We start from the raw sequence: 12218 nt of genomic DNA on the forward strand, positions 1-12218 counted from the left end.
ACCGACGGTTACTACTGGAGCAATTTTCTCCTGACCTCCTCGAACAGCTCGCCGAGTTGGAGTGGTTGAGAGAGCAGGTCAGGCAAGCGGAAAGGTGGGATCCGCAACAGCTCTTGGCTCAATTCAAAGCTCACCGGCAACAGCGGATGACCAGAGCCAAGCGGAGCGCGCACTAGAGCATTTTCGGTTCTGATTGAATCAGAACCGAAGCTCTAGATTCTTGTTTTGACGCGTTTTCTTCACGCGAACCGGTCTCCACTTCGCTCGAAAACGCTCTAGTCCTCCGAAATCCATCTTTGCGATGCGGATGGCTTCCGACGATTTTTCGTCACGGCGTCAGCATCGCATGCAGTTTACGCGAAATGTCAGAGCCTTCGAATTGCAGCTTCGGAAGTTATTGCCGGCTGCTTTCTTCGTCGCGCTCAGGTTTCAAATTCGCACGAAACTCGCCGGCGGCGGCGCCGCACTGATCTCGTTTTCCGCCGCGGGGCGCCCAACTACACGAACCTATTCCGCAGGAGAACGCCAAATGAAGTTCGTTGCAGTTGCCTTGACCAGCCTGGCCATGCTCTCGATGACGCTCGCGCCAGCTGACGCCGCTTCCAAACGTCACCATCGCGCCCACCACGCGAAGAACCTGGGTAATCCGAACGGTACGCCCGGTGGTCCCACCTCGCTGAGCGGCACCGGATCGTCTCAGTACGGAGGCTCAAGCCCCGGCACCGCGGGCAAGAACTGATCTGATTGAGAGCATCTCTCGCTGCCCATGGTGCGGCGGCGATGTGCGGGCATGTGGCGCCTGATCCAGACACACTGCACGCATTCGCCGCCGCAGCCGAACTCGCGGCTAATTATGGCCTGATCTTGTCGCTTGGGTGGCAGACTGCGTCAGATGACACAAACGATCGCATCGCACGAAACCATTTTCTATCGGCGACGAAAACGTCCTGAAACAAAGTGCGGGCTATCTACGTTCCCAAATGAAAATGAAAACAGGGATGGCTAACATGCAGTTCATATTGGACCTGTTCTGGGAACAATCGTGCAGCAGATATCTCGCCTCCCTGGCACAACAGGAGGTGCAGCAATGATCGAGGCCTCTGCAGCAATCCTCGCGCTGGTGAGCGTCGGAATCTTCCTCGCCCACGCGCTCGATGCCTATCGGATGGGTTAGGTTAACAGGAGCCCATTCCATTTGGACGCGGGTCCCGCTTCAGCGTTGCCCTGACGCGGGACCCCATCATTTACGGACGCTGGGTGATTTGGATCCGACACCGGCGGTCCATCATTTTTTGACGGCGCCCGAGTGGCGCCGCTTCCGTTCAGCACACCTGCCAAGCAGTTCGAGCACTCCGGGAAACGTTCGCTCATTCACGCGTTTGAGCAAGGGGCGCACACAGGAGGAGCGCAGATGCGAACTTCAATTTTGGCGCTGCTCGTCGCTCTGGGAACCGCCGTCGCCATGCCCGCGATGGCACAGCAGCAACAGCAGCCAACACCGAACAATCCTCAGATGCAGGATGAGGCGGACAAAGGCGTCAAGACGCGCAATTCAGGAGAGTCCGGCTACGTGGCGGACCAGGAAAAGCCGGGCGCATCAGCCACCTCTCCTGGCCGACCCAACAGCCAAACGACGGGTTCGGGCGCCGGAACCCAAGGCGCTACGGGTCCCGGCTCGGACGGCAGGTCCCGTTAGTCGGCGCGGATCTGCCATCACGCTGTTTTGCGCGCCAGGAGATTTGAATGACCACCGCGGCAAAGCTCCTCGCGCAAAAGCAGCAATTGCTGGAGCGGCTGCAGGAGGATCCCGGCCCGAATGAACGCGCCGAGATCGAGCGGTTGCTCCAGCAGATCGACACCGCGTTGAATCTGCTCGATGCCGGAGGCGCCGGCGGGTCCGGCGAAGAGCCTGACTAAAGCGCGATGACCTTTCTTCGAATCGTCATCCCGCTTTAGCTCTTTGTTTGAGCATGATCTTTTCGGAAAACCGGTCTCCACTTTCCGGATCACGCTCTGACGCGCGTCGGATAGCTGCCTACAAAATCGCCTTGCCGGAACCGGATCTCGGCGCTTTCCTTGAAATCGTGGGTCCTTGGGGCGACACCTGGGTTTCACCTGGCCTCGTGCCATCCACCCACGAGAGCCCCTGCCTTCCTCCCGGTCGGCGGGGGTTTTGTTTTTCATCAAGCGGATTGGGCCCCAGAAAAGTATAAGATGGGGCCGTGACGAATTGCTCCAGCTCATTTTCGAGGAAGCGCAATGAATGTTGATTATGTCGGTTATCAGCATGCGATGCTTGTCCTGATGCGGCACATACTGGCCGAACAAGCGCTGCAGAGCGGCGAGGAGCCGATGCAGTGGCTCAGCAACTTCAAAGGCCGGGTAGTCCAGGACATCAAGGGGACGTCGGGTCCTTCAGAGCAGGACGAACTAGCGGTGATTCCGGTGTCTCTCGCCGTTATCGACGACGTTTTTGCCGACGTGATGTAGCTTGGGACCGGGCGCTTTCGGCAAGCGCGGACCCGTTACCCGTTGTCGCTGTGCGCATTGATGCGCGAGATGCTGAGGATCTCTGCCTCGCCGTCGCCAACGCGGACAACATCTCCCACGCTCCTGCCGAACAGCGCCCGCGCCAAAGGCGAGGCGCGCGAAACGGTGCCGCGAGCAGGATCCGCCTCGTCCTCGCCGACGATCCGGAAGGTCTGTCGTCGACCGTCATCGCGGAGGATCGCAACTGCATGCCCGAAGCGAACCTGGTTGTCGTCGTCTGGCTCGGCGACCACATGCGCCGAGGCTCGTCTCGCGCTCCAATAGCGCAGGTCACGCGAGGCGCTCGCGATCGCCGAGCGATCATCTTGCGCCTGCGCGGCTGCCAGCGCTGCTTGCGCAGTCGCGATTGCAGCCTCGATCTGAGCGAGGCCCTCACGGCTGACATCGTTCGGCGCGTCCGAGATCGGCCGATCAGGCAGATCGTCACGGTCACCTTCGCCTTCCCTGACAAAAGCGCGGCTCATTTTGCTCCTGTATCTGTCCGGCCGGAGCGCGGATGCCCAACCACCTTGCCCTTGCGTTCGGCGTCTCGCGGTCGCACCGGCGCGCCGGAGGCGGAACGCTCCGGTTCAGGCATTCCCGCCTGTCCGCCATGCTTGCCGCCCTGATCCTGCGGGCCCTCGAGGTCATTCTCTTCCGGCATCTTCGTCTCCAAGGCTCAGGATTTCCAACGAGTCCGAACCGGTGTCGTTCCTGGATCGCATTCTCGACAATCGGACAATCGAATGACGCCGATCTTTTTCGGGATAATTCGGCATCATTTTCAGGAAGAGACGGAACCCGTTGCAGCCTCCAAGGTTATTGCCCCGTCGATTGGGACGACATGATCACTTTCCCCAGCCCCGGCGGATTGCCCCGAGCAAGCCGGGGCTTCTTTTTGCAAGCAAGGCGTGAACAGCCGGGATTTCTCGATCGAGTGAATGCGCGAGCCCATCGCGATGTCACGAGAATATCAGCCGACCGTCCGATCCCGGGGCGGCATTCAACGGGGCAGAACTTCACCACTTATATCCGCCGGCCATGCACCACCAGGGAATCGAGTTCACCGTCGAGAAGACAAGGCAGCGCCACATCTGGCGCTGGGTGTTCTGGATCGGCGACGAAGCAAGGACCGGCCTGGTGCGAACGCCATTCGAGGTGCTCGCGATACGCCGGACGCAAACGCTGATCGATCGCGAGCTGAAGAAACGGGCTCAGGAAAATGCCGGGTGAAGCGAAGCAGGCCCGCGCCCGGAGTGCCCGATATTCGTGAACCACCCAAAACAAAAAGGACGAGGCCCGGTCAACCTGGAAGACCGGGCCTCGTCGCATCATCCCCCGCCCCACAGCGCGGTGGACGTCGTGATACCAAAATGTACCGGACGATCCATCCGGGCGACTACGGGACGCCGCGAGCATGAACGATCGCTGCATGCAGCACGACGGACGATCCAGCAATCTCTGCCGCGCACCGTCATCGACTTCGGCGATTGCGCTGCAGCAACGGCTGCGTCCGTAACCCTCTCGTTTAGTTGATTGAATTGCCAGGGTCGCGCCTCACACAGATTAGAAAGCACTGATGGAGGCTGCCGTGCTTGCCGAGAAAGTCATCCTGCTGCTCGAGACCTTGAAGAGCTACACCGATCGCAATGGCAGTCAGCGCGTGGTCACCACGTCGCCGCACGTCCCGATGCAGCTCCCGAGCCGCAAGTAATTTTGCCCTACCCGTCCAGAACACGGGACATCGATGCGGTTTGAGTATCTGACGTGAACCACGTCACAGCCGTGCGCGCTTCAGCGCGCTAGACAGGGCACCGCAGAAGCGCGGTGCCTTATGGAAAGCAAGTTAGACCTGCCAACCCTTATCACCGCCATCGTCGTCGCGGGCTACGCGGCGCTCATGCTGGAATATGTCGCTCACGACGATCTCGGCTTTTCCGCCGCGCAGATCCGGCACGTCGCGCTGATCGCCGCCATGCTCGTCGGCATCTGGGTCGCGATGGACATGCTGCGCTCCGATCCGAACAGGATCGAATGAAGATGCGATCTGGATGATTGGCTGCTCGAAGCGCAACCCTGGTACTATTTTATCCTAGGTGTTTTGCGGCGAATCAGACCTACTGCCGTCTTGACCGATTCTCACGGTTTTGGCGGCATGACCCAGCCAGAGATCTTGGATCAAGACATCCGCGCGCTGCAGGAATGGCTCCGTGCCGCTTGGCAGCAGCTCGCCGATCCCTCGCTCACCGCGTTCGGCCGGCGCGAGCTGCGCAATCAGATGAAGCAGTACAACGCCGATTTGCGCGCCCATCTCAAGCGCGCCGCCGAGCTGCAGCCCCGGCTGAGCACGGAGCCGGAGCGCAGCTTTGCAAAGCCGGAGATGCGCATTTTCGCCTGGCGCTAGAAGCGTTTTTGCGTGAAATAAGCGTCGGTCGCCTCGCCTCCTGGCTGCGGGCAGCCAGGCTTGCGGACCCCAGTCACAGTTGATGCTTGCGCTGTGTCTTGTTGTGGCAGCCGTGAAGGGCCAGCTTCGCGTGCCGAAGCCAGCCTTTCATTTGCTAAATGCCGTGGGTAGCCTTGATCATTTCTGCCGCGCGTTCACCAATGACGACACAGGGCGCCATGGTGTTTCCGCTGGTGATGTTCGGCATGATCGACGCATCCGCGATGCGGAGCTTTTCGATCCCATAGACCTTGAGCCGACTATCGACCACCGACATCGAGTCACGCCCCATTTTGGCGGTACAAGACTGATGCCAATAAGTGACCGCGGCATTTCGCGCGTAGTTTCGCATAGCCCCTTCATCAAGGTTACCAGGCAGAGCCTCGCGACTAACCAGGTCGGCGAACACTCTATGGCCGCCGAGTTCGCGACACAGTTCGATGTTGGCGAGGGCTGTCGTGAGATCGTCCGGATGCGAGAGTGTGTTGGCTTCGATGAGAACCGGATCTTGCGGATTTGGACCAGACAGATGGACCGATCCGCGGCTCTTGGGGTGGGCCAGTCCCGCAAACATCGTCCAGCCGTGCGCTGGAACACCCAATGATGCGGTTTCTGCGCTCGGAACCGAAAATTCCACCTGACAATGAAACATGTCGGGAAGCTCCAAGCGCGCGTCGCTTGACCAGTATAGCGTAGCCTCTGAGCCTCCATATCCGATCGGCTGCGGCTCCCTGTATTCAAAGATGCAAGCGAAGGAAACGTGATCCTGGTGATTCTGGCCTACACCTCCCAAATGTTGAATGGTCGGGATGCCGTGCCGCCGGAGTTCTGCATCGGGTCCAATACCCGACTGCATAAGCACCTTTGGTGTGTTAATAGCGCCAAGGGAGAGTATTACTTCGTGTTCAGCACGATATTGGCGATACTCACCGTCTTGGATGACCTCAACACCGATAACCGACGTTCCGTTGAAAATCAGCTTGCTTACCAGGGCATGCGTGTGGATCGTGAGATTGGGTTGTCCCCGTCGAGGCTGGACGTAGGAGCGGAACACCGAGACGCGCCGTCCGTCGCGAACGATCAAATCATTGATCGCGACGCCTCCCCGCCCCTCCATCATCTCGCCATTGGCACTATCGAAGCGCGGCAAACCTAACGCCTGGGCAGCCTCGATCATGGCCAAGGCGACCGGCTGTGGCTGCGCGGCCGAGTTAACGAAGACGGGGCCACCGATACCGCGTCGCAGAGGGTCGTTGGCACCCTGCCAGTCCTCAATGCGACGATAGATTCCAAGAACTGATTGGTATCCCCAGGCGGGATCGCCAGCTTCCGCAGCGAAGTGCTCCCAGTCGTTCTTATGGCCTCTCGCCCAGACCATGACGTTGATGCTGGACCCACCGCCAAGCACCTTGCCCATGTTGAGTGGGATGGCGCGGCCATTCAGGTGAGGGTTAGGAGTGGCGGTGAAGCACCAATCGCGGTCCGAACCCAAATTAGAGGGCCAGGCGGCCGGAGCCATGACCGCCGCAACATCATCGTCTCCTCCAGCCTCGAGCAGCAACACGCGAACTTCGGGATTCTCTGCCAAACGTGCCGCGACAACCGATCCCGAAGACCCGGCGCCGCAAACGATGAAATCATAAACTTCGCAGGCTTCTCCGTGGCTTCCACCGGGCATGCGCGAATCTGCCTCAGATTGTGAGCGAGACTGGCTAGTGGCCATCGATTTTCGTCCTCCGATTGTGCGGATTAAATTTACTCGCCACCAGGTGGCCGGGTGATGGGGAAGCCGCACGCCCGTACTGTGGCCACGCCACGCCTATCACGACTATCAAATATATCAAATATATCAAATATGGTTGATTCTCACGCTGATGTGCGTACGTTTGGCAAGCACCTGGATCTCAAGATGAAACCGCTGCAGCCATACAAAGTCGGGCACGTCACGAAGCTTGGAAAATGGACAAGGACATTCTGACCACGTCTCAAGCGGCCAAATTACTCGGCATATCGGTGCGTACAGCCCAGTTGCTGATCGAGGGCGGCTCGTTGATCTCCTGGAAAACGCCCGGCGGTCATCGACGCGTCTACCGGGCCGACGTTCTGACTTTGATGGCTCGACGGAGCGCCGTTCGGGATGCTGACTCGGCGCGTGTTCTTCTCCTCGCCTCGCCGGAGCGGTTATCGATACTCAGAGAGCAGCTCGCCGCCATCGGCGGATGTACCGTCGAAGCTTACACGAGTGCGTATGCGGCATCGTCGTCGATAGGCTCCCGAGCTCCAGCCGCCGTCGTCGTTGATGTCGATATGGACGGCAGAGAAGGAACATCGTTCCTGGACTACCTGGCGTCGAGCTCCGTCATTAGAATGACGAAGCTTATTGGCTTTGGCGGTGCCTCATCCTTTCCAAGTGCCATTGCTGCCCGGTTGCATGCGATGGTGTCGAACCCGCGAGAGCTCACCGATGCAATCCGCATCGCATTAAAGGACTTGAGCGAGCCGGCCGAGTTGCTTCCGGGAGAAGCATCATTTCCACTTGCCTTAAACGAGACCCAGCGACTGGCAGCCCTGGAGAGATCCGGCTTGTTGGGCGCAGAACCCTTGGAAGCGCTGGACGAATTGACCTGGCTGGCGAGCTACAGTGTGAAGACGCCCATCGCTCTGGTGACCCTGCTCACATCGAATCACCAATTCTTCAAATCGCGCCAGGGCCTCGAAATGACTGAGACACCGCGAAGCTGGGCATTTTGCAATTACACCATACTGCAGAGAGGGATCTTCGCTGTTGACGATTTGTCTCTTGACGAGCGATTTGTCTCCAATCCGGCCGTTGCTGGAGAACCTTACTTTCGCTTCTATGCGGGCGTCCCAATCGTCGATGCCGACGGATTTGCGTTGGGATCATTGTGCGTCATCGACCGCGAGCCCCGCAGGCTGGATGCTGATCAAGAGCGCCTCCTTCGACTGCTCGCGAAACTTGCTTCCGGCGAAGTTCAGTCGCGAGCCACGCAAGGCCTCTTGTCGGGCCCCCAAGGCTTTTGATGTAAATGCTTTGGTCGCCTTTTGAACCATCACTTGTCGCGCTGATACGTCCGCATTCGACTGTTCAGCCGGATTGTCCGAGCGCATGTGATCGGCGGTGCCAACAGTGCACGATGGCGTAGCTTCACGGTGTGACACGCCCCTCACCAAATCTGTGTTAACACATTTGCGCGGCGCGCCTGTTCCGGACGGCGTCGGGAAGCCGCAACCAAACGGATTACGCTCCCTATATGTTCGGTGCTGTCGCGGCTGAGCGTCAAGAAGGTTTATCGTGCTTTATCTGGAACTTGCGATCGTTTTTGTTCTGATCGTCGTCAACGGCTTGCTCTCGATGTCGGAACTGGCGATCGTTTCCTCCCGCCCGGCGCGGCTGGCGGCACTGGTCGAAAAGGGTGTGAGTGGCTCCCGGCGGGCGCTGGCGCTTTCATCGGATCCGGGCAAATTCCTTTCCACCGTGCAGATCGGCATTACCCTGATTGGGGTTCTGTCTGGAGCGTTTTCCGGCGCAACGCTCGGACACCGGGTCTCGCAATGGTTATTCGAGCTCGGTGTCTCGTCGGCGCTGGCCGATGCCATCGGCGTCGGTCTTGTCGTCACTGTCATCACCTATGCCTCGCTGATCGTCGGTGAACTCGTCCCCAAGCAGATCGCGCTGCGCGATCCGGAGGCGATCGCGGTCAGGGTCGCGCCGGCGATGGTATGGATGGCGAGAATCTCGCTGCCGCTGGTCTGGCTGCTCGACCGCTCCGGCAAAGCACTGCTCTGGCTGCTTGGTCATCGCGGCGAAGCCGAGGAGAAGGTCAGCGAGGAGGAGATCAGGACGCTGGTGGTCGAAGCCGAGAACGCCGGCGTGCTCGAGCCCGGCGAAAAGGAGATGATCGCGGGCGTGATGCGGCTCGGCGATCTCCCGGTCGGCGCGGTGATGACGCCGCGTCACGAGGTCAGCTCGATCAACCTCGCCGATCCCCCTTCCGAGATCTATGCAACGCTGCTCGAGACCAACCACTCGCGCGCCGTCGTGTTCGATGGCGATCGCGACATTGCACATGGCATCGTGCAGGCCAAGGATCTGCTCGATGCCTATCTCTCCGGCGGTACGCCCGACATCCGGTCACTGGTTCGCCAGGCGCCAGTGATTCCGGAGACCGTCGACGCACGCGACGTGATCGCGATCCTGCGCGACTCCGCCGTTCATATCGGCCTGGTGCACGATGAATACGGCACCTTCCAGGGCGTGGTGACGAGCGCCGACATCCTGGAAGCGATCGTCGGTGCCTTCCACACCGAGGAAGGGCCGGCCGAACCTGCTTACGTCCGGCGCGAGGACGGCTCCTACCTGATCGCGGGCTGGATGCCGGCACTCGAATTTGCCGACCTGCTCGGCATCACCCTGCCAGCGCCGCGGCCCTATCAGACCTTTGCGGGGTTCCTGCTGCAGCAATTCGGCGCGATCCCCAATGTCGGCGACAAGGTCACGGCCCAGGGCTGGCAGTTCGAGATCGTCGATCTCGACGGCCGTCGCATCGACAAGGCATTGGCCAGCCGCGTGGAAGAGACGTGATTTGGCTCTTCCGGCGGTTCCTGCCCGGCCTGTGGCGGCCGTTGCGCACCCGTCCCATGCGCCAGACCGGCTCGCTGCAGCGCAGTTCTGTTGATAACCAGGAACCTGTCCAGCCCCCGCGGCGGGATAACCGGCCGCCTTGTGCTATCGGCCTTAAGGGCAAATTCAGGTACGGAAAACAGATATGCGGATTACCCTCGTCGGTTCGCGCCATTTCGGCGTGGCGACCTTGAATATGCTGCGCCAACGCGAGGTCGATGTCGCCAGGGTGGTGGTGCACGATGGCGAGGACCGGCTGGCGGCGGCGGCCCGGGCTGCAGGCATCGACGTGGTGGTGCAGGCCGATCCAAAGCTTGTCGTCGCCTCCGAGATCGCACCCAGCACCGATCTGATCGTGACGGCCCACAGCCACGCCCGCGTCAGCAAGCCAGCGCTGGCCGCCGCCAAACTCGGCGGAATCGGCTACCATCCCTCGCTACTGCCCCGACATCGCGGCATCGCCGCGGTCGAATGGACCATCAAGGAAGGCGATCCGATCGCCGGCGGCAGCATCTACCACCTCGCCGACCGCATGGACGCCGGCGCGATCGCGGCGCAGGACTGGGTGTTCGTCAAAAAGGGCGAAACCGCGCGCGATCTCTGGGAGCGCGCATTGGCGCCGCTGGGCCTTCGCCTGCTCGGTGAGGTGATCGACTACGCGAGAGCCCATGGCAGCCTTCCCGCCAAGCCGCAGGATGAGCAATTCGCGACCAAGGCACCTAGTCTGTCGGACGCCAGGCACTGACCGCTTGAAGGTCAGTCGCAGGAATCAACAACGCTGCTCGCGCAGGTACCCCAATTCACTATCCGAATTCACCATTCCAATTCACCATGATGTGTTTGATCCGACAGGAACTTTTCGCCTTCCACAGGACGGCCCATTTTGAACACATTGTGTCCGGATAAGCCGATTTGATCACACACATTTCAAGGAAGCTTGATCCATGCGTCCTGACCGCATTCGCGCGCTCTTGTTTACGTCTCTTCTCGGCTCTGCCGCGCTGTTTTCTGCCCCCGTTTCGGCCCAACAGCCCTATGATGGCCTCTGGCAGGTCACCGTAGTTACCAAAACCGGGAGCTGCGAACCTTCGACCTCCTCCACGGTGACGGTCACGGAAGGTCAAATTTCGGCGCCGGGCGCTGCCATCTCAGGTAAGGTCGGCCGCGAAGGTCTTGTGCGAGTCTCGATCAATGGTGCATATGCCAACGGTCAACTCAGTGGCAACTCCGGATCGGGGAAGTGGAATGGGGCATCAGCAGGCGTGCCGTGCAGCGGTCGATGGGAAGCGTCCCGTCAGTAAGATCCAACGGACCTCGGAACTGCTCCCCTCCGCGCGACGACTGAGCTTTGCAGCCGCAGTTGCGCTGGCGACGTTTACCGTCTCACCCAGCCATGCTCAGTCCGGCCCGTTTGCCGGAATGGCCGGCACCTGGTCTGGCGGTGGCAGCGTGACCTTGGACGACGGCTCCAGGGAACGTATCCGCTGCCGCGCAACCTATCGTGTCGGCGGGGTCAACATGGCGATGTCACTGACCTGCGCCAGTGATGCCTACAAGTTCAACCTGCAGGCCGATGTGGTCGCCCAGGGTAGCGCGATCGTCGGCAACTGGACCGAGTCCAGCCGCGGGATCAGCGGCAGCCTGCAGGGCCGTGGCGGTGGCGGTAACTTCCAGGTTGCGGCGAATGCCGCCGGGTTCAACGCCAACCTCAGCATGCGGACGAGCGGCAACCGGCAATCGGTCAGCATCAGGGCCGACAACGGGTTCCGCGAAGCGAGCATCTCGCTCTCGAAATAGTTTGCATGCGACGATTGTCGCCCACGGAAGCGGGCGACAATCGGGGAAACCTTGTCAACTCGTCTTCGGCTTCGCCAGTCGTTCGGCTGTGTCCTTGATGGTCTTGGCGATCAGCAAGGCCTGCTCCTTGTTGAACGCAAAATCCTGCACGCCTTTGTGCGTCGTCAGCGACAGCACCATGATATCGGGCTGATGTTCGGGCCAGCCCGTGGCGAAGCCAGTCACGAAATCCGCCGCCGTCTTGCGGTTTGCCATTCGCGCCACCCTATGTCGCGTGAACGAAGGCGGTGACTTCGATCTCGACCTTGGCGCGTTGATCGACCAGGCCGTCGATGTAAAGCAGGGTGGACGGCGGGAAATTGCGCCCTAGCGTCTCCTTCCAGGCCGCGCCGATCCCGGCGCCTGCAGCCTCGTATTCGGCGCGGCTGGTCAGGTACCAGGTCAGGCGGACGATGTGCTCGGGGCCGGCGCCGGCTTCGCTCAGGAGCTTGATGATCCGCTTCAGCGCGGTGGCGACCTGCGCCGCCAGGTCGGGCGCGTAATCGCCCTTCTCGTCGCCGCCGGTCTGGCCCGCCAGCACGATCCATTTGCCGGGTCCATCGAAGCTGACGCCGTGCGAGAAGCCGCGGGGTTTCGACCATTCGGCCGGTTGCAAGACATGCATGAATTTATCCTCCCAGAAGCGGAACGATGCTTAGCATCGAACCGGCGGTCACGGCAAAGCCGGGCGAGTTGCATCGCTGCCTTCTCGGAATTGCGAGTTGCAAATCGCGTGGACCTCGCCGATACCGGCGTCCCCGCCCGCCC

At 60.6% G+C, this 12218-nt stretch carries 17 protein-coding genes; 12 read left to right on the forward strand and 5 right to left on the reverse strand.

Features of this window, described 5'->3' with window-relative positions:
- Positions 1 to 307 precede the first annotated feature (307 nt).
- The 3 genes from I6F35_RS32365 (at position 308) to I6F35_RS32375 (ending at position 2490) form a co-directional block, all read left to right on the forward strand.
- Positions 308 to 739 (forward strand): hypothetical protein, encoded by a 432-nt coding sequence (locus I6F35_RS32365; protein WP_225121691.1) that lies wholly within the window; start codon positions 308 to 310, stop codon positions 737 to 739.
- Between the two features lie 1004 nt (positions 740 to 1743).
- Positions 1744 to 1917 (forward strand): hypothetical protein, encoded by a 174-nt coding sequence (locus I6F35_RS32370; protein WP_225121692.1) that lies wholly within the window; start codon positions 1744 to 1746, stop codon positions 1915 to 1917.
- 342 nt (positions 1918 to 2259) lie between these two features.
- Positions 2260 to 2490, forward strand: coding sequence for a hypothetical protein (locus tag I6F35_RS32375; RefSeq protein WP_225121693.1), 231 nt, complete (start codon positions 2260 to 2262; stop codon positions 2488 to 2490).
- A gap of 35 nt (positions 2491 to 2525) precedes the next feature.
- Here the strand turns inward: I6F35_RS32375 and greA are convergent, their stop codons facing one another.
- Both greA and I6F35_RS32385 read right to left on the reverse strand, forming a co-directional pair.
- The gene (greA, locus tag I6F35_RS32380; RefSeq protein ID WP_225121694.1) at positions 2526 to 3014 is read right to left on the reverse strand and encodes a transcription elongation factor GreA; all 489 of its coding nucleotides are present in this window, start codon (positions 3012 to 3014) and stop codon (positions 2526 to 2528) included.
- Positions 3011 to 3193 (reverse strand): hypothetical protein, encoded by a 183-nt coding sequence (locus tag I6F35_RS32385; protein ID WP_225121695.1) that lies wholly within the window; start codon positions 3191 to 3193, stop codon positions 3011 to 3013. The genes greA and I6F35_RS32385 overlap by 4 nt, the downstream gene beginning before the upstream one ends.
- A gap of 377 nt (positions 3194 to 3570) precedes the next feature.
- Between I6F35_RS32385 and I6F35_RS32390 the strand changes: the two genes are divergently transcribed.
- From I6F35_RS32390 to I6F35_RS32400, 4 genes are all read left to right on the forward strand, one after another.
- Positions 3571 to 3762: a hypothetical protein gene (locus I6F35_RS32390; protein WP_225121696.1), complete on the forward strand. Its 192-nt coding sequence runs from the start codon at positions 3571 to 3573 to the stop codon at positions 3760 to 3762.
- A 358-nt stretch (positions 3763 to 4120) separates the two neighbouring features.
- The gene (locus I6F35_RS40325; RefSeq protein ID WP_275945522.1) at positions 4121 to 4243 is read left to right on the forward strand and encodes a hypothetical protein; all 123 of its coding nucleotides are present in this window, start codon (positions 4121 to 4123) and stop codon (positions 4241 to 4243) included.
- A 120-nt stretch (positions 4244 to 4363) separates the two neighbouring features.
- Positions 4364 to 4567 (forward strand): hypothetical protein, encoded by a 204-nt coding sequence (locus tag I6F35_RS32395; protein WP_225121697.1) that lies wholly within the window; start codon positions 4364 to 4366, stop codon positions 4565 to 4567.
- 117 nt (positions 4568 to 4684) lie between these two features.
- Positions 4685 to 4933 carry a hypothetical protein gene (locus I6F35_RS32400; protein ID WP_225121698.1) on the forward strand — a complete coding sequence of 83 codons (249 nt, stop codon included), beginning with the start codon at positions 4685 to 4687 and terminating at the stop codon, positions 4931 to 4933.
- A 154-nt stretch (positions 4934 to 5087) separates the two neighbouring features.
- On the opposite strand, the gene I6F35_RS32405 is transcribed toward I6F35_RS32400, so the two are convergent.
- Positions 5088 to 6650: a GMC family oxidoreductase N-terminal domain-containing protein gene (locus I6F35_RS32405; protein ID WP_225121699.1), complete on the reverse strand. Its 1563-nt coding sequence runs from the start codon at positions 6648 to 6650 to the stop codon at positions 5088 to 5090.
- A 281-nt stretch (positions 6651 to 6931) separates the two neighbouring features.
- On the opposite strand from I6F35_RS32405, the gene I6F35_RS32410 reads away from it, so the two are divergent.
- The 5 genes from I6F35_RS32410 to I6F35_RS32430 all read left to right on the forward strand — a co-directional run bounded on the left by I6F35_RS32410 (position 6932) and on the right by I6F35_RS32430 (position 11411).
- Positions 6932 to 8014: a GAF domain-containing protein gene (locus I6F35_RS32410; protein WP_225121700.1), complete on the forward strand. Its 1083-nt coding sequence runs from the start codon at positions 6932 to 6934 to the stop codon at positions 8012 to 8014.
- A 271-nt stretch (positions 8015 to 8285) separates the two neighbouring features.
- A complete protein-coding gene (locus I6F35_RS32415; protein ID WP_225121701.1) occupies positions 8286 to 9575 on the forward strand; it encodes a hemolysin family protein in 1290 nt (429 codons plus the stop codon).
- A gap of 184 nt (positions 9576 to 9759) precedes the next feature.
- Positions 9760 to 10359 carry a formyltransferase family protein gene (locus I6F35_RS32420; protein WP_225121702.1) on the forward strand — a complete coding sequence of 200 codons (600 nt, stop codon included), beginning with the start codon at positions 9760 to 9762 and terminating at the stop codon, positions 10357 to 10359.
- A 199-nt stretch (positions 10360 to 10558) separates the two neighbouring features.
- A complete protein-coding gene (locus tag I6F35_RS32425; protein WP_225121703.1) occupies positions 10559 to 10915 on the forward strand; it encodes a hypothetical protein in 357 nt (118 codons plus the stop codon).
- On the forward strand, positions 10860 to 11411 hold the full coding sequence (locus tag I6F35_RS32430; protein WP_225121704.1) for a hypothetical protein: 552 nt from the start codon (positions 10860 to 10862) through the stop codon (positions 11409 to 11411). Before I6F35_RS32425 ends, I6F35_RS32430 begins: the two co-directional genes overlap by 56 nt.
- 54 nt (positions 11412 to 11465) lie before the next feature.
- On the opposite strand, the gene I6F35_RS32435 is transcribed toward I6F35_RS32430, so the two are convergent.
- Both I6F35_RS32435 and I6F35_RS32440 read right to left on the reverse strand, forming a co-directional pair.
- Positions 11466 to 11666 carry a hypothetical protein gene (locus I6F35_RS32435; RefSeq protein WP_225121705.1) on the reverse strand — a complete coding sequence of 67 codons (201 nt, stop codon included), beginning with the start codon at positions 11664 to 11666 and terminating at the stop codon, positions 11466 to 11468.
- 10 nt (positions 11667 to 11676) lie between these two features.
- Positions 11677 to 12075 (reverse strand): RidA family protein, encoded by a 399-nt coding sequence (locus I6F35_RS32440; protein WP_225121706.1) that lies wholly within the window; start codon positions 12073 to 12075, stop codon positions 11677 to 11679.
- Positions 12076 to 12218: the final 143 nt, after the last annotated feature.

It is taken from the genome of Bradyrhizobium sp. BRP22 (genome assembly GCF_020194175.1).
GTDB lineage: Bacteria > Pseudomonadota > Alphaproteobacteria > Rhizobiales > Xanthobacteraceae > Bradyrhizobium.